The 19051-nt window shown below is 71.2% G+C and carries 19 protein-coding genes; 14 read left to right on the forward strand and 5 right to left on the reverse strand.

Annotation, left to right across the window (positions count from 1 at the left end; translation table 11 throughout):
- Position 1: 1 nt before the first annotated feature.
- A complete protein-coding gene (locus CRP56_RS26030; protein WP_097267852.1) occupies positions 2-556 on the reverse strand; it encodes a hypothetical protein in 555 nt (184 codons plus the stop codon).
- Positions 557-664: 108 nt separating this feature from the next.
- On the opposite strand from CRP56_RS26030, the gene tsaB reads away from it, so the two are divergent.
- Genes tsaB through CRP56_RS26050 form a run of 4 tightly spaced genes read left to right on the forward strand, consistent with a single transcriptional unit; the run spans position 665 to position 3153 of the window.
- Entirely contained in the window at positions 665-1318 is a 654-nt protein-coding gene (tsaB, locus tag CRP56_RS26035) for a tRNA (adenosine(37)-N6)-threonylcarbamoyltransferase complex dimerization subunit type 1 TsaB (RefSeq protein WP_097267854.1), read from the forward strand.
- Between the two features lie 17 nt (positions 1319-1335).
- On the forward strand, positions 1336-1803 hold the full coding sequence (gene rimI / locus CRP56_RS26040; protein ID WP_097274471.1) for a ribosomal protein S18-alanine N-acetyltransferase: 468 nt from the start codon (positions 1336-1338) through the stop codon (positions 1801-1803).
- The gene (gene tsaD, locus CRP56_RS26045) at positions 1796-2905 is read left to right on the forward strand and encodes a tRNA (adenosine(37)-N6)-threonylcarbamoyltransferase complex transferase subunit TsaD (protein ID WP_097267856.1); all 1110 of its coding nucleotides are present in this window, start codon (positions 1796-1798) and stop codon (positions 2903-2905) included. Before rimI ends, tsaD begins: the two co-directional genes overlap by 8 nt.
- Positions 2902-3153: a hypothetical protein gene (locus tag CRP56_RS26050; protein WP_097267858.1), complete on the forward strand. Its 252-nt coding sequence runs from the start codon at positions 2902-2904 to the stop codon at positions 3151-3153. The genes tsaD and CRP56_RS26050 overlap by 4 nt, the downstream gene beginning before the upstream one ends.
- Here CRP56_RS26050 and CRP56_RS26055 read toward each other — a convergent pair.
- Both CRP56_RS26055 and CRP56_RS26060 read right to left on the reverse strand, forming a co-directional pair.
- Positions 3150-4079 carry a hypothetical protein gene (locus CRP56_RS26055; RefSeq protein WP_143664941.1) on the reverse strand — a complete coding sequence of 310 codons (930 nt, stop codon included), beginning with the start codon at positions 4077-4079 and terminating at the stop codon, positions 3150-3152. The genes CRP56_RS26050 and CRP56_RS26055 overlap by 4 nt on opposite strands.
- 76 nt (positions 4080-4155) lie before the next feature.
- Positions 4156-6471 (reverse strand): glycoside hydrolase family 3 N-terminal domain-containing protein, encoded by a 2316-nt coding sequence (locus tag CRP56_RS26060; RefSeq protein ID WP_097267862.1) that lies wholly within the window; start codon positions 6469-6471, stop codon positions 4156-4158.
- 147 nt (positions 6472-6618) lie between these two features.
- On the opposite strand from CRP56_RS26060, the gene CRP56_RS26065 reads away from it, so the two are divergent.
- From CRP56_RS26065 to CRP56_RS26085, 5 genes are all read left to right on the forward strand, one after another.
- Entirely contained in the window at positions 6619-7671 is a 1053-nt protein-coding gene (locus CRP56_RS26065) for a LacI family DNA-binding transcriptional regulator (RefSeq protein WP_097267864.1), read from the forward strand.
- A gap of 226 nt (positions 7672-7897) precedes the next feature.
- On the forward strand, positions 7898-8890 hold the full coding sequence (locus tag CRP56_RS26070; protein WP_097274473.1) for an LCP family protein: 993 nt from the start codon (positions 7898-7900) through the stop codon (positions 8888-8890).
- 67 nt (positions 8891-8957) lie between these two features.
- Positions 8958-10349, forward strand: a complete 1392-nt coding sequence (locus CRP56_RS26075) for an FG-GAP-like repeat-containing protein (protein WP_097267866.1) — start codon at positions 8958-8960, stop codon at positions 10347-10349.
- Between the two features lie 151 nt (positions 10350-10500).
- Positions 10501-10857, forward strand: a complete 357-nt coding sequence (locus CRP56_RS26080; RefSeq protein WP_059192869.1) for a YciI family protein — start codon at positions 10501-10503, stop codon at positions 10855-10857.
- 44 nt (positions 10858-10901) lie between these two features.
- Positions 10902-12173 (forward strand): RNA polymerase sigma factor, encoded by a 1272-nt coding sequence (locus CRP56_RS26085; RefSeq protein ID WP_097267868.1) that lies wholly within the window; start codon positions 10902-10904, stop codon positions 12171-12173.
- Here CRP56_RS26085 and CRP56_RS26090 read toward each other — a convergent pair.
- A complete protein-coding gene (locus tag CRP56_RS26090; protein WP_257041048.1) occupies positions 12161-13327 on the reverse strand; it encodes a THUMP-like domain-containing protein in 1167 nt (388 codons plus the stop codon). The genes CRP56_RS26085 and CRP56_RS26090 overlap by 13 nt on opposite strands.
- Before the next feature lie 91 nt (positions 13328-13418).
- Between CRP56_RS26090 and CRP56_RS26095 the strand changes: the two genes are divergently transcribed.
- From CRP56_RS26095 to groL, 4 genes are all read left to right on the forward strand, one after another.
- Positions 13419-14372 carry a polysaccharide deacetylase family protein gene (locus CRP56_RS26095; RefSeq protein WP_097267872.1) on the forward strand — a complete coding sequence of 318 codons (954 nt, stop codon included), beginning with the start codon at positions 13419-13421 and terminating at the stop codon, positions 14370-14372.
- Entirely contained in the window at positions 14369-15088 is a 720-nt protein-coding gene (locus tag CRP56_RS26100; RefSeq protein WP_097267875.1) for a polysaccharide deacetylase family protein, read from the forward strand. Before CRP56_RS26095 ends, CRP56_RS26100 begins: the two co-directional genes overlap by 4 nt.
- Positions 15089-15310: 222 nt before the next feature.
- Positions 15311-15619: a co-chaperone GroES gene (gene groES, locus CRP56_RS26105; protein WP_055493212.1), complete on the forward strand. Its 309-nt coding sequence runs from the start codon at positions 15311-15313 to the stop codon at positions 15617-15619.
- Between the two features lie 116 nt (positions 15620-15735).
- Complete coding sequence (gene groL, locus CRP56_RS26110) at positions 15736-17361, forward strand: chaperonin GroEL (RefSeq protein ID WP_097267877.1); 1626 nt, start codon at positions 15736-15738, stop codon at positions 17359-17361.
- Between the two features lie 93 nt (positions 17362-17454).
- On the opposite strand, the gene CRP56_RS26115 is transcribed toward groL, so the two are convergent.
- Entirely contained in the window at positions 17455-18159 is a 705-nt protein-coding gene (locus tag CRP56_RS26115) for an ester cyclase (protein ID WP_097274475.1), read from the reverse strand.
- A 137-nt stretch (positions 18160-18296) separates the two neighbouring features.
- Here CRP56_RS26115 and CRP56_RS26120 point away from each other — a divergent pair, with 137 nt between their 5' ends.
- Complete coding sequence (locus CRP56_RS26120) at positions 18297-18992, forward strand: iron-containing redox enzyme family protein (protein WP_097267879.1); 696 nt, start codon at positions 18297-18299, stop codon at positions 18990-18992.
- The last annotated feature ends 59 nt before the right edge of the window (positions 18993-19051 follow it).

The following is a 19051-nucleotide window of genomic DNA, read 5'->3' on the forward strand; positions in this document are numbered from 1 at the left end:
CCTAGCGGATCACGATCACCTTCCGGCCGATCGTCGCGAAGGTCCACATCGCGTTGCCGTCCGGGCGGGTCTCCCGGATGCCGCCCGTCTTCACCGTGGGGTCGGGCGGCGCGGTGGGCATGGCGACGGCCGCGCTGAAGCCGATCGTGACGTTGCCGGCGGTGGCGAAGCGGACGACGTGCTCGATGGGGGTGCCGTCGGTGCCGGTGACCGTGTTCGAGCGGGACGTGACCCAGTAGGAGCCCGGCGCCGGGTCGACCGTGCCGGGGGTGACCTGGAAGGTCCGCGTGACCTTGTCGCCCGCCGCGACCAGCCAGACCCGGTCGTCGTCCACCGAGTACACGACCCGTTCACCCGTTCCGGAATCGCCCGGCAGGGCGGCGGGGTGACGGGTGTCCCGGGGGGCCTTGGCGGCGGCGACCTCGGGAGTGGCGCTCGTGTGCGCCCGCCCGAGCGCAGGGGGCACGTTCGCCGAGGCCTGATAGGCGAGGACACCGACCGCGACGAGGGCCGCGGTGGTCAGTCCGGTGACGATTCCGGCAGAAGTGCTGGGCACGGTCGTCCACCTCATTGTCGTACGCAGTGATCCTTCGCGACGTTAGCAGTCGGTGGGCGTCCCACCGGGGCGGCGATGTGCGCGGCGCGGGAGCCGTAGGCTGTTTGCGTGCTCTTGCTCGCTCTGGATACCGCCACCCCCGCCGTCACCGTCGCCCTGCACGACGGAACGGACGTCATCGCCTCCTCTGGTCAGGTGGACGCGCGCCGGCACGGCGAGCTGCTGCTGCCGGCCGTCGACCGGGTCCTCGCCGAGGCCGGGCTCAAGCTCGACGCCGTCACCGGCATCGTCGTAGGGATCGGACCCGGCCCCTACACCGGGCTGCGGGTCGGGCTGATGACCGCCGACACCTTCGGCCTCGCGCTCGGCGTCCCCGTGCACGGCGTGTGCACGCTGGACGGGCTCGCGTACGCCGCGGACATCGAGGGCCCCTTCGTCGTGGCGACCGACGCCCGGCGCAAGGAGGTCTACTGGGCGCGCTACGACGACCGCCGCACCCGGGTCACCGACCCCGCCGTGGACCGGCCCGCCGACATCGCCGAGCAGGTCGCCGGGGTGCCCGCCGTGGGCGCCGGCGCGCTGCTCTACCCGGACACCTTCCCGGACGCCCACGCGCCCGAGCACGTGTCGGCCGCCGCCCTCGCCGCGCTGGCCGCCGAGCGGCTCGCCGCGGGCGAGGAGCTGCCGGCCCCCCGGCCCCTGTACCTGCGCCGGCCCGACGCCCAGGTCCCCAAGAACTACAAGGTGGTCACCCCCAAGTGACCCCCGTACTGCGTGAGATGCGCTGGTGGGACATCGATCCGGTGCTGGAGCTGGAGCGGGACCTCTTCCCCGAGGACGCCTGGTCGCGGGGGATGTTCTGGTCCGAGCTGGCCCATGCGCGCGGCGCCACGGCGAACCGCCGGTACCTGGTCGCCGAGGACGACGGACGGCTCGTCGGGTACGCCGGACTCGCCTCCTCCGGCGAGCTGGGCGATGTGCAGACCATCGCCGTCGCCCGCGACCACTGGGGTACCGGACTCGGCGGGCGGCTGCTGACCGAACTGCTGCAGGCGGCCACCGCGTTCGAGTGCGCCGAGGTGATGCTGGAGTGCCGGGTGGACAACGTCCGCGCGCAGAAGCTGTACGAGCGCTTCGGCTTCGCGCCCATCGGCTTCCGCCGCGGCTACTACCAGCCGGGCAATGTCGACGCCCTCGTGATGCGCCTGATCATCGACCCTGCGAGTGAAGAGAAGAACCATGGCTGACGAACCACTCGTCCTCGGCATCGAGACCTCCTGCGACGAGACCGGCGTCGGCATCGTCCGCGGCACCACCCTGCTCGCCGACGCCGTCGCCTCCAGCGTCGACGAGCACGCGCGCTTCGGCGGGGTCGTGCCGGAGGTCGCCTCCCGGGCCCATCTGGAGGCGATGGTGCCGACCATCGAGCGCGCGCTGAAGGACGCGGGCGTCACGGCCAAGGACCTCGACGGCATCGCCGTCACCGCCGGTCCCGGTCTCGCCGGTGCCCTGCTGGTCGGCGTCTCGGCGGCCAAGGCGTACGCCTACGCCCTCGGCAAGCCCCTCTACGGCGTCAACCACCTCGCCTCCCACATCTGCGTCGACCAGCTGGAGCACGGGGCGCTGCCCGAGCCGACGATGGCCCTGCTGGTGAGCGGCGGCCACTCCTCGCTGCTGCTGTCCACGGACATCACGACCGACGTACGGCCGCTCGGCGCGACCATCGACGATGCGGCCGGCGAGGCCTTCGACAAGATCGCGCGCGTGCTGAACCTCGGCTTCCCGGGCGGCCCCGTCATCGACCGGTACGCCAAGGAGGGCGACCCGAACGCGATCGCCTTCCCGCGCGGGCTGACCGGGCCGCGCGACCCGGCGTACGACTTCTCCTTCTCCGGGCTGAAGACGGCGGTCGCCCGCTGGATCGAGGCGAAGCGCGCGGCCGGTGAGGAGGTGCCGGTGCGCGATGTGTCGGCCTCCTTCCAGGAGGCGGTCGTCGACGTCCTGACCCGCAAGGCCGTGCGGGCCTGCAAGGACGAGGGCGTCGACCACCTCATGATCGGCGGCGGCGTCGCGGCCAACTCCCGGCTGCGGGCGCTGGCCCAGGAGCGCTGCGAGGCGGCCGGTATCCGGCTGCGCGTGCCGCGGCCCAAGCTGTGCACGGACAACGGGGCGATGGTGGCCGCGCTCGGCGCCGAGATGGTCGCCCGCAACCGGCCCGCCTCCAGCTGGGACCTGTCGGCCGACTCCTCGCTGCCGGTGACCGATCCGCATGTCCCCGGGCACGACCACGTCCACGAGGTCAGCAAGGAGGCTGTATCCAACAGCGGCTCCGCCGCGGGGTACTCGTGACGGTCGCGTTGATGTGGGAGGCGCGGGCCGTCGAGGGCCGGGGCGAGGACCTGCTGGCCTGGGCCCGCGCACAGGAACTGGAGCGGCCTCCACTGCGCCGGGAGACGTTCCGGGCGCCGCAGGACCGGGTGCTGGTGATCACGTGGTGGGACGCCGAGTTCGACGCCGTACTCCCGGAACTGCCTGAGCCGGGCGGGGAGTTGGTGTCTCGGGCCGTGCATCGGTGGCGGTTCGAGACGGTGGGTTAGAGCTCCGGGGCCCACAGGGCCCACACCGCGGTCGACAGGGTCGCCCACGCGAGGGTGTGGCCGACCACGGCGAGCAGGGTGCCGTCGCCCAGCCAGAAACCCGCGGCGAAGCCGAAGACGGCACCGTACGCCGCCGCCGGCCAGGCCTGCCACCACCACGCGTGGGTGGAGGCGGTCCGGACGTGAGTGAAGGTCAGGCGGGTCGGTGCCCGGTGGCGCAGCCGGCCCACCGGGACCAGGCGGGTTCCGTCCGGCAGGACCACCAGGGCGGTGCGGTTGCCGTGGACTGTCACGGAGGTGCCGTCCCAGTGCTCGGCGAGCGCGGGGTGCCACATCACGCGCTGCCAGTGCCGGTCGTCCAGGACGAGCCACGGCGTCCTCACGACCTGCCAGCGGAACGGCTGGGCGCGCGTCCCGATCCGAGCGTCGGCCGTCATGGGGCGGCCCGGGCGGCGGGCCGCGCGCCGGAACGTCAGGCCGCGGCGGGCCCAGGCGGCGCAGAGGGCGACGACGAAGAGCGCGGCGATGACGGCGGAGCCGACGAGGCCGTTCTCGTCGAGGGGTCGGGGCCCGGACTCGCGATAGTCGTAGTAGTGACCGCTGGGGTTCGTCTCGGTCGGGTCGTACCCGACCGGGAACGCGCCGTATTTGCGGTACGGGTGGCCGTCGGCGGGCGGGGGGAAGATCTGGATGTGCTCATGGCCCGCCGCGTCGGTCCAGCTGACGTGGACGTCTTCGGAGGCGGAGGCGTCTTCCAGGACCTGACCGAGGGACAGTCCGGTGTGCTCTCGGTAGTGGTCGACGGCCCGGTCGTTGACGTACGCGTTCCCGGCCAGCCACGCCACCAGCAGGGCGTACCCCACGAGCGTGACGGTCAGGCCGAACACGGCCACGCGAAGGGCGGGGCCGGCTCCCCGTGCTTTCATGGCATCCCCCGTCGCCCACCCTCTGAGGCGTCGGAGGATTCTGGCACGGGGAACCGGTGTTCGATCCCCGTCGTGATCAGACGGTTGCCTCCGTCTCCGGCTCGACCTCGGTCTCGCAGCGCAGCCTGCGGTCGGCGCCCAGCTCCCGTACCGGGCCGGTGAGCGTCAGTCGGGTCGTGTGGCGTACGTCCGCGCTGGAGGCCGCCAACCGCAGCTCCAGGGCGCCGGGTTCGACGATGCGGCGGCCCTTGCGGTCGGTGAACGCCGAGTGGTCGGCGTGGAAGCGGAAGGTCACGCGGGCCGCGGCGCCGGGGGCGAGTTCGAGGCGCTGGTAGCCGATGAGGCGGACGTCCGGGCGGGTCACCGAGGCCACCGGGTCGTGCAGGTACAGCTGGACGACCTCGGCGCCCTCGCGGTCGCCGGTGTTGCGGACGGCGACGCTCACGTCGTACGAGCCGTCGGTCGTGATCTCCGCCCCGGCGGTGTCCGACTCCCATGCGAACGTCGTGTACGAGCGGCCGTGCCCGAAGGGGTACAGCGGGGTCGGGTCCAGGTTGCTGACCTCGCCCGCGAGGCCCAGCGGGGGCTGGAGGTAGGTCCAGGGCTGTCCGCCCGGCTGCTGCGGGACGCTGACCGGCAGCCGTCCGGAGGGGTTGACGCGGCCCGACAGCACTCCCGCCACCGCCGGGCCGCCCTCCTCTCCCGGGAAGAAGGCCTGCACGGACGCGGCGAGCCGGCCGTGCCAGCGGCCGAGCGCGTACGGCCTTCCGGTCAGGAGAACGAGGACGACGGGTACCCCGGTGGCGACCAGCGCGTCCAGCAACTCGCCCTGCACGCCCGGCAGTCGCAGATCGGTCGCGTCGCAGCCCTCGCCCGAGGTGCCCCGGCCGAACAGGCCCGCGCGGTCGCCGAGGACGGCCACGCAGACGTCCGCCTCCGCGGTCCGCGCCACCGCCTCCTCGAAGCCGCCGGTGTCGGGGGTGTCGACCCCGCAGCCCTCGGCGAACGTCACCTTGGCGTCCGGGAGTTCGGCGCGCAGCGCCTCCAGGACGGTCGGGATCTCGATGCCCATCGGGATGTCGGGGTGGTGGGTGAGGACGTGGGACGGGAAGGAGTAGCAGCCGAGCATGGCCAGGGCGTCGGCCGCCCGCGGGCCGACCACCGCGATGCGGGTGTCGGGGGAGAGGGGCAGGACGCCGTCCGGGTTGTCCAGCAGGACCACCGACTCCTCGGCGAGGCGGCGGGCGAGCGCGCGGTTCGCCGTCGAGTCGAGGTCGATACGGCCGGTGGGCTCGGGGGCCCAGTCCTCGTCCAGCAGACCCAGTTCGCACTTCTGGATCAGGACGCGGCGGGCGGCCCGGTCGATGAGCGCCTCCGGGATCTCGCCCGCCCGCACGGCCTCCAGCAGGGGCTTGCCGTAGCACTTCAGCGTGGGCAGCTCGACGTCGAGGCCCGCCGCGAGGGCCGCGTGGGCCGCCTCCGCCTCGGTGCCGGCGACCCGGTGCTGGCTCTGCAGGAAGCCGACCCCGAAGTAGTCGGCGACCACCGTTCCGGTGAACTGCCACTGCTCGCGCAGGAGTTCCGTGAGCAGGCCGGGGTCGGCGGAGGCTGGGATGCCGTCGGTGTCGGTGTAGGCGGCCATCACCGAGCGCGCCCCGCCCTCGCGCAGCGCCAGCTCGAACGGCGGCAGCGTCACATCGGCGAACTCGCGCACGCCCGCCCGGACGGGTGCCAGGTTGCGGGCGCCCGCGGAGGACGCGTACCCGGCGAAGTGCTTGAGCGTGGCGACCACGCCGGCCGACTCCAGGCCCCGGACATAGGCGGCGCCGACCGTGCCGACCAGGTAGGGGTCCTCGCCGATGGTCTCCTCGACCCGTCCCCAGCGCGGGTCGCGGACGACGTCCAGGACGGGGGCCAGGCCCTGGTGGACACCGACCGCGCGCAGGTCGTGGCCGATGCGCCGGGCCATCTCCTCCACCAGCGGCGGGTCGAAGGCGGCGCCCCAGGCGAGCGGCACCGGATAGGCGGTCGCCTGCCAGGCGGTGAAGCCGGCGAGGCACTCCTCGTGCGCGAGCGCGGGAATGCCGAAGCGGCCCGCCTCGGCGATACGGCGCTGGGCGCGGGCCAGTGCCTGCGCGCCCAGCGCCGGGTCCACGGGGGCGGTGCCGAAGGGACGGGTGAGCTGGCCCAGGCCGTGGGTGATCAGCTCGTCCCAGTCGTAGTCGGCGGTCATCTCACGTTGCAGCGGGGCGACGCCGTCCCCGTCGGTGCTGGCGCCCACCCACACGCCGTAGAGCTGGGCGGTCTTCTCCTCCAGGGTCATCCGGGAGAGGAGGTCGTCGACGCGGGCGGCGGCGGTCAGGGCGGGGTCACGCCAAGGCGCGGTGGTCATGAAACTCCTGTCGGGTCGAACGACCTCTCACGAAGGGTTCGTACGAACTTCTCTCGCGAATGTTTCGATATGTAATCCGAATGTTTTGGGAACCTAGGCCGGTGAGAAGGGTTCGTCAAGAGGTCGTGCAGGGATACGATCGCCGCCATGACACCCCCGGAGCCCGGTGAAACCCGGACAGCAGGACGCTCGACGCAGACCGCGACGCTCGCCGAGATCGCCCGTGAGGCCGGCGTCTCGGCGCCGACTGTTTCGAAGGTCCTCAACGGCCGGGCCGACGTCGCCCCGGCCACCCGTACCCGAGTGGAAGAACTGCTGCGGGCCCACGGCTATCGCCGACGGCGGGCCGAGGCCAGCCGTTCCCCCCTCATCGACCTGGTCTTCCACGAGCTGGAGAGCGCCTGGGCGATGGAGGTCATCCGGGGTGTGGAGAACGTGGCGCGGGACGCCGGGCTGAGCGTGGTGCTCAGCGAGAGCGCGGGCCGGCTCACCCCGGGGCGGACCTGGGCCGACCAGGTCGCCGCCCGCCGGCCGCACGGCGTCATCCTCGTGCTGTCCGGCCTCGACGAGTCGCAGCGTGCCCTGCTGACCAGCCGTTCCATCCCGTTCGTCGTCATGGACCCGGCCGGCGACCCGGGCGCCGACGTGCCGTCCATCGGCGCCACCAACTGGCAGGGCGGCCTCGCCGCCACCCGGCACCTGGTCGAACTCGGCCACACCCGGATCGGCGCCATCAGCGGCCCGTCCCGGATGATGTGCAGCCGCGCCCGCGTCGACGGCTACCGGGCCGCGCTGGAGACCGCCGGCCTGCCCGTCGACCCCGCGCTGATCAGGACCGGCGACTTCCACCACGAGGCCGGCTACCGGCTGGGCCTTGACCTGCTGCGCCGCGAGGACCGGCCCACCGCCGTCTTCGCCGGCAACGACCTCCAGGCGCTCGGGCTGTACGAGGCCGCGCGTGAGCTGGGGCTGCGCATTCCGGAGGACCTGAGCGTCGTCGGGTTCGACGATCTGCCGGTCGCGCCCTGGGTGGGGCCGCCGCTGACGACCGTACGGCAGCCGCTCACCGAGATGGCCGAGGCGGCGGCGAAGCTGGTGCTCGACCTCGCGCGCGAGGAGGGGACGCCGGCGGCGACGCGGGTGGAGCTGGCGACGAGTCTGGTGGTGCGCAGCAGTACGGGGGCGCCTCCGGCGGGTTAGGGGCGTCTCCGGCGGTTTGGCGGCCTGGTGCCGGCCCTGCTCGAAGCCAATCGGTTGTTCGACCGAAACTTTCGGAAGCACCCTCGCCGGCTGATGCCGGGCTGAGGAAAGTGAGATTTTCCGAAGAAAGCCGACCGGTGCAGCGTCCTCGTAATAATTCGGACGTACGTTCCTCTCCGTGAATGGAGACGACGAAGGCAGACCAGTGGGCCGGCGGCGGACACGGATACTCAAAGCCGCCGGCCTCACTCTCGCGGGGGTGCTGGTGGCGGGAGCCGCGACGGGCGGCTGGGCGTACTGGCATCTGAACAGCAACATCAAGAGCGTCGACATCGACCAGGCGCTCGGCGACGACCGCCCGGCGAAGGTCACGGTGACGCCCTCTCCTTCCGCGTCCGAGAGTCCGTTGCCGACCGAGGCCCTCAACATCCTGGTCCTCGGCTCCGACTCCCGCAGCGGCAAGGAGAACCAGGCCCTCGGCGGCGGCGACAGCACCGGCGCCCGCTCCGACACGGCGATGGTCGTGCACGTCGACGCGGGCCGCACCGAGGCGACGGTCGTCAGCATCCCGCGCGACACCCTCGTCACCCGCCCCTCCTGCCCGCTGAAGGACGGCGGCTCGACGGCGGTGGCGTACCAGGCGATGTTCAACAGCGCCTACTCGGTGGGCGGCCCGGTGTGCGCCGTGAAGACCGTCGAGTCGATCACGAACGTCCGCATGGACCACTACATCGAGATCGACTTCGCCGGCTTCGCGAAGCTGGTGGACGCCCTCGGCGGCGTCACGGTCACGACCGACGAGGACATCGACGACTCCAGCAGCCACCTCACCCTGAGGTCCGGCACCCACCACCTGAACGGCAAGCAGGCCCTCGGACTCGCCCGCACCCGGCACGGCATCGGCGACGGCAGCGACCTCGGCCGCATCGGCCTCCAGCAGAAGCTGGTGAAGGCCCTCCTGGAACAGATCGCCTCGACGAACCTGCTCACCTCGCCCACCAAGCTCTACTCGGTCGCCGACGCGCTCACCGGCAGCCTCACCACCGACACCGGCCTCGACTCCCTCACCGAACTGATGAGCCTCGGCCAGAGCCTGAAGGGCCTGTCGGCGGACCAGGTGAAGACGGTGATGATGCCGGTCGTCCAGGCGCCCTCGGACCACAACCGGGTGGTGGCGGAGGAGCCGGCGGCGAGCAGGCTGTGGAAGTCGCTGCGGTGACTACAACCCGCTGAGGGGGCGGCGAGTCTTGTGCGGTGACCGTGTCGCCGTGCTGAGAGGGTCGCCCGTGTTCTCCCTTCGTACATACGGCCGTTGGGCCCTGCCGCTGGCGGTGGGCCTCCTCTCGCTGAGCGCCCTGCCCGCCACCGCCACCGCCGAGGCCTCGCCGCCGGCCTCCGTCCGTGACGACTTCGACGGCGACGGCTACCAGGACCTCGCGGTCGGTGCTCCCGGAGGCACGGTGGGCGGACTCCAGGACGCGGGCTACGTCGTCGTCATGTACGGCGGCCCGCACGGCCTGTCGGCGGACCGGCGGACGGTCATCAGCCGCGCCACCGCCGGCGTCCCCGGCAGCCCGGCCAAGGGCGAGAGGTTCGGCATCCAGCTGACCAAGGGCGACCTGGACGGCGACGGCAGAGCGGACCTGGTCGTCGGCCATGTCTCCGCCACCCGCTCGGCCGTGGTGGTGTGGGGAGCGAAGGGCGGCCTCACGGGCGGTACGGCTCTGCCCGCGTCCTCGACCCAGGCGGGCGACTTCGACGGCGACGGCACACTCGACCTGGCCCTGTTCAAGGGCGGCCGCGCCCAGGGCGACGACCCGCTCGGCACGACGGCGACGGTGTGGACGGGCCCGCTGACCCGCGCCGGCAAGCCGGCCGGTACGCGGAGACTGGACCCGTCGGGACTGGAGTACGTCGACGTCTGGGACGGCGCGACCGGCGACGTGAACGCCGACGGCCGCGACGAGCTGGCGCTGAAGGTGTACTGCGGCGACGGCAGTTACTGCACCCGCCTCTACACCGGCTCGCCCACGGGCCTCGTGGTGGCGGGCGGCGGTACGTTCCCGGGCGGGGGCGGCGGCATGGCCTTCGGCGACTTCGACGGCGACGGGTACGGAGACCTGGCGGTCGGCAACGCGCCGGACTCGTCGGTGACGGTGGCGTCGGGCTCGGCGTCGGGCCTGGCACCGAGCGGGAGTTGGCACCGGTACACCCAGGACAGCCCCGGCGTGCCCGGAGCATACGAGGACGTCGACTTCTTCGGCGCCACGGTCTCGGCCGGTGACATCAACGGCGACGGCCGCGACGACCTGGCGGTGGGCGCGCCGGGCGAGGAGATCGGGTACGACGACGGGGCGGGCATCGTCGACGTCCTCTACGGCACGGAGGCCGGTCTGACCGGGACCGGGTCCCAGGCGTTCACACAGAACACGGCCGGGGTACCGGGGGCGGCGGAGCCGGGGGACGGTTTCGGCGGCGCGGTCCGGCTCCTGGACACCAACGGGAACGGCCACGCGGACCTGGCGGCTTCGGCCGTGGGGGAGAACTCGCGGGCGGGGGCGGTGTGGTCGTTGCGGGGGCGGGCGACCGGGGTGGTGACTGATGCGGGGTTCGTGTTCGGGGCGCGGACGGTCGGAGGGCCGTATGCGAAGGCGGCGTTCGGATTCGAGCTGAACTAGACCTCACCAGACCTCACTGACCTGCGCAAACGGCCCCGCAAAAAAATCTCCGGGAAATCTCGGCGAGTGTGTCGATCCCGGTGTCTCCCGATCGACGCATGGTTGAGCGGCCGGAAAAAAGAAGCTCCGGCCCCGACCCAAGGAGCCCCAGATGCCCCGCTTCCTCTCCCTCGTGCAGATCGACGAGTCCAACGCCCCCGCCGAAGGCCCCAGCCCCGAGCTGATGGAACGCATGGGCGCGCTGATCGAGGAGATCACCAAGGCCGGTGTCATGCTCGACACCGCCGGTCTGACGCCGTCCTCGCAGGGCACCCGCGTGCACTGGGAGGGCGGGAAGATCTCCGTCACCGACGGGCCCTTCACCGAGGCCAAGGAGGTCGTCGGCGGGTACGCGCTCATGCAGTGCAAGGACAAGGCCGAGGCGCTGGAGTGGACCAAGCGGTTCCTCCAGGTCCACGAGGAGTACTGGACGGTCACCTGCGAGGTGCGGGAGATCGCGGAGGGCTGAGCCCGCCTTGGCCCGGGGCGTCCACGGGTGTTCGATGGGGGACTGTGAGCGCACAGTCCCCCGGCGGCACCGAGATCGACGTACGCCGCGCCATCGAGACCGTCTTCCGCATCGAGTCCCCGCGCATCGTCGCCGCCGTCACCCGCGTCGTCCGTGACGTCGGCATCGCCGAGGAACTCGCCCAGGACGCCCTCGTCGCCGCCCTGGAGCAGTGGCAGCGCGACGGTGTGCCCGACAACCCGGGTGCCTGGCTCATGACCACCGCCCGGCGTCGCGCCGTCGATCTGGTCCGGCGCCGGGAGAACTACGCCCGCAAGCTCCAGGAGATCGGCCGGGAGATGCCGGAGGCGGCTCCGCCGGAGGAGCCCACCGACCCCGACGACATCGACGACGACCTGCTGCGGCTCGTCTTCACCACCTGCCACCCGGTTCTCTCCGCCGAGGCCCGCGTCGCCCTCACCCTCCGTCTCCTCGGTGGGCTCACGACAGCCGAGATCGCGCGTGCCTTCCTCGCCCCCGAGGCGACCATCGCCCAGCGGATCGTCCGCGCCAAACGCACCCTCGCCACGAAGAACGTCGCCTTCGAGGTGCCGTACGGCCCCGAGCGCGAGGCCCGCCTCGCCGACGTCCTCGACGTCATCTACCTCGTCTTCAACGAGGGGTACGCCGCCACCGCGGGCGACGACTGGCTGCGGCCGGGACTGTGCGAGGACGCGCTGCGGCTGGCCCGGGTGCTGGCCGGGCTGATGCCCAAGGAGCCGGAAGTGCACGGTCTCGTCGCGCTGTTGGAGTTCCAGGCGTCCCGCACCGCCGCCCGTACGGGGCCGGACGGCGAGCCCGTGCTGCTCAAGGACCAGAACCGGCGCCGCTGGAACCGCATGCTCATCGCCCGCGGGGTCAGGGCCCTGGAGCGGGCGGACGCCACGGCCACCGGCGCCCCCGGCCCGTACGCCCTCCAGGCCACCATCGCCGCCTGCCACGCGCACGCGTACACCTACGAGGAGACCGACTGGGCCACCATCGCCACCCTGTACGCCCTGCTCGCCGCCCGCGCCCCGTCCCCGGTCGTCGAACTCAACCGCGCGGTGGCGGTGTCGATGGCCGAGGGACCGGAGGCGGCGCTGGAGATCGTCGACACCCTGGCCGGCGACCTGCGCGACTACCACCTGCTGCCCAGCGTGCGCGGCGACCTGCTGGTCCGCCTCGGGCGTACGGCGGAGGCGGCGGCCGAGTTCGAACGCGCCGCCGCCCTCGCCCGGAACGAACGCGAGCGGGAGCTGCTGCTGCGGCGCGCGCGGGACGCTCAGACGGGCTGACCGAGCAGCATGGTGGGGGCGCCGGCGACGCGGGTGAGGAAGACGGTCACGGCGTTCCGCCCGTGCGGCTTCGGCAGCACCTTCCTACGCAACTCCTCCGGCTCCACCGCCGACCCCCGCTTCTTCACCGTCAGGATGCCGACCTCCCGCTCCCGCAGCAGTGCCTTCAACTTCTTCACGTTGAAGGGGAGTTGGTCGGTGATCTCGTAGGCGGTGGCGTACGGGGTCGGGTGCAGTTCGTCCGCCGTCACGTACGCGATCGTCTCGTCGATCAGGCCGCCCTCCAGGGGCTCGGCGACCTCGGCGACCAGGTGGGCGCGGATGGCGGCGCCGTCGGGCTCGTACAAGTAGCGGCCCAGTGGGCGGACTTGGGGGTTGGGGAGGTCGCGGCCCAGGAGGGTGTGGGGGCCGGGGAGCAGGGTTGCGCGGACGGTGCCCGGGGTCGTGCCGAACCACAGCACCGCCTCCTTCACGTCCCCGCCGTCCGAGATCCACTCGGCCTCGGCCTCCGCCGGGATCGCCTCGTGGGGGATGCCGGGTGCGATCTTCAGGGCGGCGTGCGGGGCCTTCGTCGCCGCCTGTACCGCCCAGGAGAGGGGCGGGGAGTAGGCCTCGGGGTCGAAGATGCGGCCCCGGCCGCCTCGTCGCGCCGGGTCCACGAACACCGCGTCGTACGGGGACGTGTCGATGTCCGTGACGTCCGCCTCCCGTACCTCGATCAGGTCGGCCAGGCCCAGCGCCTCGGCGTTGGCGTGGGCCGCGGCGGCGGTGAGGGGGTCGCGGTCCACCGCCAGGACCCTGATGCCGGCCCGTGCGAGGGCGATCGCGTCGCCGCCGATGCCGGAGCACAGGTCGGCGACGGACCGCACCCCCAGCGCCCGGAAGCGCTCGGCCCGGTACGCGGCCACGCTCGCCCGAGTCGACTGCTCGACGCCGTTCGGGGTGAAGAACATCCGCCCGGCGTCCTCGGCCCCGAACTTCGCCGCCGCCCGCTGCCGCAGCCGCGCCTGGCCGAGCGCCGCCGACACCAGGTCGGCGGGGTGGTCGCGGCGCAGCCGGGTGGCGACGGCGAGTTCGTCGGCGGGGGCGGTGCCGCGGACTTCGTCGAGGAGGGCGCGGCCCTCGGGGGTGAGGAGGGGGGCGAGGTCGTTCACCGCCTCATTGTGAGCCAGTCGGTGGATGGTCCGCCGCCGGTGGTGGTGTCGGGCCGGGCGGGGGGACCGTGGCCTGCGAAGATCCGGCGCCATGGGATCAGTAGGACAAAATGACAAAAGCCGGGCAGTGCGGGGCCCTGGCCGGGTCGCGCGGGGCCCCCGACGTGGTCTGTGGAGTCTGCGCGGCACCCTCGCCGTCCTCGCCCTCGCCGCGGTCGCCTCCGGCTGTGCGCAGGGTGACAGCGCCAAGGTCCGTCCCGCCCCCGGCCAGCAGCCCCTGAAGGCGCCCCCGGCCCGCGCCCTCGACGCGTACGCCACGAAGCTGCGCGCCTCCGTGGCCGTCGCGAAGCGGTGGGGGCTGAACAGGGCCCCGCTGGCCGCCCCCGCACCGCCCGCGAAGAAGCCGCGGATCACCACCCGCAAGGGCTTCGAGGTCGACGGTCACGAGGAGCGGGGGCTGCCGCCCGTCTTCACCACGATCCCCACCAAGCAGAAGATCGTCTTCCTCACCATCGACGACGGCGCCGAGAAGGACCCGGCGTTCCTGCGGATGACGAGCGAGCTGAAGATCCCGTACACCGCCTTCCTCAGCGGTTTCCTGATCAAGGAGGACTACGGGTACTTCAAGCGGATGCAGGACCGGGGGGTGACGCTCAACAACCACACCCTCCACCACCCCTATCTGCCGGGGCTGTCCTACGGCCGTCAGAAGCGCGAGATCTGCGGCATGCAGGACGTGATCGAGAAGCACTACGGCAAGCGGCCGCTGCTGTTCCGCCCGCCGTTCGGGAACTACAACGAGGACACCCTCGTCGCGGCTAAGGCGTGCGGGGTGAAGTACGCGCCGATCTGGAACGAGGAGGTCTTCGTCGACCACTGGGAGTACCGGGAGTGGGACCGGAAGATCCACCCGGGCGACATCGTGCTGAGTCACTTCCGCGGCCGGGCGGAGTGGAAGGGCACGATGCCGGACATGGTCAGGCGCTTTCTGAACAAGATCACGGCCGAGGGGTACGCGGTGGCACGGCTGGAGGACTACTTGTGAGGGCCTCGACGACCGCTGTGGCCGCGGCACTGGCCGCGCTGCTCCTCGCCGGCTGCGCCCAGTCCGTCGACCCCATCGAACGGCTGGGCAAGAAGGCGGTGACGTACGGCGCGAAGGGGGTGCGGTCCGGGCCCGAGGTGCCGGTGGTGAAACGGGTCCGCACCGCCGACAAGGTGGTCTTCCTGACGTACGACGACGGCGTCGAACAGGACCCGCGCTTCGTGGAGTTCGTCCGGGAGCGGCGGCTGCCGGTCAGCATGTTCCTCACGGACAGCGTCGTCGGGCCGGGGTACGGCCACTTCGCCCGCCTCCAGGCGGTCGGCGCCTCGATCCAGAACCACACCCTCGATCACACCGCCCTGCGCGGTCTGCCGTACGCCGGTCAGCGCCACGAGATCTGCGGCCAGCAGGACAAGCTCGGCTCCCGCTTCGGCCTGCGCCCCCGTCTCTTCCGCCCGCCCTACGGGACGTACGACACCACGACCCTGCGCGCCGCCACGGACTGCGGCGTCGGCGCGGTCGTCCTGTGGCGGGCGGCGCTGGAGGGCGACCACCTGACCTACGGCACCGGCCCGCACCGCCTGCTCCCCGGCGACATCGTCTCCCTGCCGTCGATGGAGACCACAGGCCTCACGCTCGTGGAGCGGACGACCCGGTTGCTGCGGGAGGTCGAGGGGGCGGGGTTGAGGGTGGGGAGGCTGGAGGACTATCTCTGAGCGGTGCGGGCGGCCGATGGGCGGTGAGGGCAGCCCGATGTAGGGACGCGATTAGCAGTCCGCTTGACCGAGTGCTAATCGCGGTCATAGTCTCGGGTCTGGCACTCCCCCCTGGAGAGTGCCAATAGCGACGGGCAGGTCCGGCACCCGCGACGACGGATCGACCTGGTCGCCACCTCAGACAGTTAACCCCGTGAGATCTCCGAAGGGGGAGGTCGGATCGTGACGACCGCCAGCTCCAAGGTTGCCATCAAGCCGCTCGAGGACCGCATCGTGGTCCAGCCGCTCGACGCCGAGCAGACCACGGCCTCTGGCCTGGTCATCCCGGACACCGCGAAGGAGAAGCCCCAGGAGGGCGTCGTCCTCGCCGTGGGCCCGGGCCGCTTCGAGAACGGCGAGCGCCTGCCGCTCGACGTCAAGACCGGCGACATCGTGCTGTACAGCAAGTACGGCGGCACCGAGGTGAAGTACAACGGCGAGGAGTACCTCGTCCTCTCGGCCCGCGACGTGCTCGCGATCATCGAGAAGTAATTCATCTCAAACATTTGCTTGTGAGCTGCGCCCCGGGTTCCCGCGTCCTTATGAAGCCGGGCGTCCGGGGCGCAGTTCGTTTCACCCACGTTTTCCGAGAGGGCTGAACCGCTCCCATGGCGAAGATCCTGAAGTTCGACGAGGACGCCCGTCGCGCCCTCGAGCGCGGCGTCAACAAGCTGGCCGACACGGTCAAGGTGACGATCGGCCCCAAGGGCCGCAACGTCGTCATCGACAAGAAGTTCGGCGCCCCCACCATCACCAACGACGGTGTCACGATCGCCCGCGAGGTCGAGATCGACGACCCGTACGAGAACCTCGGCGCGCAGCTGGTGAAGGAGGTGGCGACCAAGACCAACGACATCGCGGGTGACGGCACCACCACCGCCACCGTGCTCGCCCAGGCGCTGGTCCGCGAGGGCCTGAAGAACGTCGCCGCGGGTGCCTCCCCGGCGCTGCTGAAGAAGGGCATCGACGCGGCCGTAGCCGCTGTGTCGGAGGACCTTCTGGCCACCGCCCGCCCGATCGACGACAAGGCGGACATCGCCGCCGTCGCCGCGCTGTCCGCCCAGGACCAGCAGGTCGGCGAGCTCATCGCCGAGGCGATGGACAAGGTCGGCAAGGACGGTGTCATCACCGTCGAGGAGTCCAACACCTTCGGTCTGGAGCTGGACTTCACCGAGGGCATGGCCTTCGACAAGGGCTACCTGTCCCCGTACTTCGTCACCGACCAGGAGCGTATGGAGGCCGTCCTCGACGACCCGTACATCCTGATCAACCAGGGCAAGATCTCCTCGATCCAGGACCTGCTGCCGCTCCTTGAGAAGGTCATCCAGGCCGGCGCCTCCAAGCCGCTGCTGATCATCGCCGAGGACGTCGAGGGCGAGGCCCTGTCGACCCTGGTCGTCAACAAGATCCGCGGCACCTTCAACGCCGTCGCGGTGAAGGCCCCCGGCTTCGGCGACCGCCGCAAGGCGATGCTCCAGGACATGGCGGTCCTCACCGGCGCCACGGTCATCTCCGAGGAGGTCGGCCTCAAGCTCGACCAGGCCGGTCTGGACGTGCTGGGCTCCGCCCGCCGCGTGACGATCACCAAGGACGACACGACCATCGTCGACGGCGCCGGCGACTCCGCCGACGTCGTGGGCCGCGTCAACCAGATCAAGGCCGAGATCGAGAACACGGACTCCGACTGGGACCGCGAGAAGCTCCAGGAGCGCCTCGCGAAGCTGGCCGGCGGCGTGTGCGTGATCAAGGTCGGCGCCGCCACCGAGGTGGAGCTGAAGGAGAAGAAGCACCGTCTGGAGGACGCCATCTCCGCGACCCGCGCCGCGGTCGAGGAGGGCATCGTCTCCGGTGGTGGCTCCGCGCTCGTCCACGCCGCCAAGGTGCTGGAGGGCGGTCTGGGCAAGACCGGCGACGAGGCCACCGGTGTCGCCGTCGTCCGCAAGGCCGTCGTCGAGCCGCTGCGCTGGATCGCCGAGAACGCCGGCCTGGAGGGCTACGTCATCACCTCCAAGGTCGCCGAGCTCGACAAGGGCCAGGGCTTCAACGCCGCCACCGGCGAGTACGGCGACCTGGTCAAGGCCGGCGTCATCGACCCGGTCAAGGTCACCCGCTCCGCCCTGGAGAACGCCGCCTCCATCGCCTCCCTCCTGCTCACGACCGAGACCCTGGTCGTCGAGAAGAAGGAAGAGGAGGAGCCGGCCGCCGGGGGTCACTCCCACGGCCACTCCCACTGAGGCATCGCACGCCTGACGGAAAGCCCCCGGCCCGCGCCCAGCGCGGCGGACCGGGGGCTTTCCCGTGCGTGCCTACTGCTCCAGCATGCGTGCCTACTGCTCCAGGTCGTCCAGCACGCCCAGCTGTGCCATCAGCCCGAGCCGGTCGTACTGCCACCACCCCTCGGCGATCTTCCCGTCGGGAGCGCACCGGTGAATCGTGGTGCCCGTCATCGACACCCGCTTCCCCGTGGCCGGGATCCCCATGAAGTCCCCGGTGTGCGTGCCGTGCCAGGTCCACCGGGTGCACACGCGGTCGCCCTGGGCCAGCTGATCGTCGACCGTGAAGTCGAAGTCGAAGCCGCTCTTCCACATCTCGACCTCGCGCCGCACCGCGTCCAGCCCGATCACGTCCTGCTCGTTGGCCGGATCATGATCGTGGTAGTCCTCGATCAGCAGCCCGTCGAACGACGGCACCTCCTGCCCGGCCAGCGCCTCGAAGAAGCGCCGCGCCGTGGCGGCGTACAGCTGCTCGTCCCGGACGACCTCGAGGTCCGTGAACGTCGGCATCTCGTCGCAGAGAGCGACCATCTCCTGGAAGATCCTGTCCGTCTCGGGCAGGTTCGAGTTCCGCATCGCCTCCTCGTACGACGGGAACTCCACGATCTCGATGAAGTGCGACGCGTCCGACCGGTCCTTGCCGACGACGTCGTGCGTCGCGGTCCGCTTCCCCTTGGTCTGTTCGACCCACCTGTCCATCAGCTGGTTCATCTCGTCGAACCGGCTGGTCCTGCAGTCGATGAGCTGTACGAAGGTCATGGTGGCGCCTCCGGCCTCCACGGGTCCGGCAGATAAGGCCATTCTCCTCCCATGGGGCCACGATCTCCATATTGGCCCTGTGGCTCCACTCGCGATCAAGCCAGACTCATGACCGATCCAAGGAGGAGGAATCCGTAATGACGAAGCTTGATCGGTCCCGACTCGAGAGCCTGGCCGAGGAATTGATGGAGAAGCAGTTCCAGCGCGTCACCAAGCTGCGCGAACTGCACGCGGGCGAATGGACCGACCGGGACTACTACATTCGTCACATCACCGAGACGGTGCTGCGTATTCGGCTGAACAACGAGGTCGACACCTACGCCCTCTTCAAGGTCGGCTCGAAGGACGACAGCCTCGCTGCCAAGCTCGCCCAGTACCTGGCCGAGGAGTTCGGGCACGAGGGCATGTTCACCCGTGACCTCAACAAGTTCGGCTTCACCAGCGAGCAGTTGGAGGCCACCGACGTCTTCCCGGCGACCAAGCAGCTCATGGGCTACCTGCGCCTGGAGGCCGACAAGCGCGGTCCCGCGCCCACGACGGTCTGGGACTGGTTCGTCGAGTGGTACTCGGACCGCTACAACCAGATCATCACCAACAAGGCGGCCGAGGAGTTCGGCACCGAATTCACCCAGGGCACCCAGACGCACCTGGACTTCGACGAGTCGCACGACCACGACGAGCTGATGTTCCGCACCGTTTCCCAGGCGGTCGAGGGATTCGGCTCCGCGGAGCAGGCGTACGCCGATCTCGCCACGTACATCGAGCTGATCGGTGATTACTTCCAGGAGCTCTACGACTCCACGGTCGGAGCCCGGGAACTGGCTTCCGCCTGATTCGGAAGAAAGTTCGGCGGACGGCCCGGTAATTCCATTTCAGCGATCTCACGGTAATT

It is taken from the genome of Streptomyces sp. TLI_55 (assembly GCF_900206255.1).
Taxonomy (GTDB): domain Bacteria; phylum Actinomycetota; class Actinomycetes; order Streptomycetales; family Streptomycetaceae; genus Streptomyces; species Streptomyces aquilus.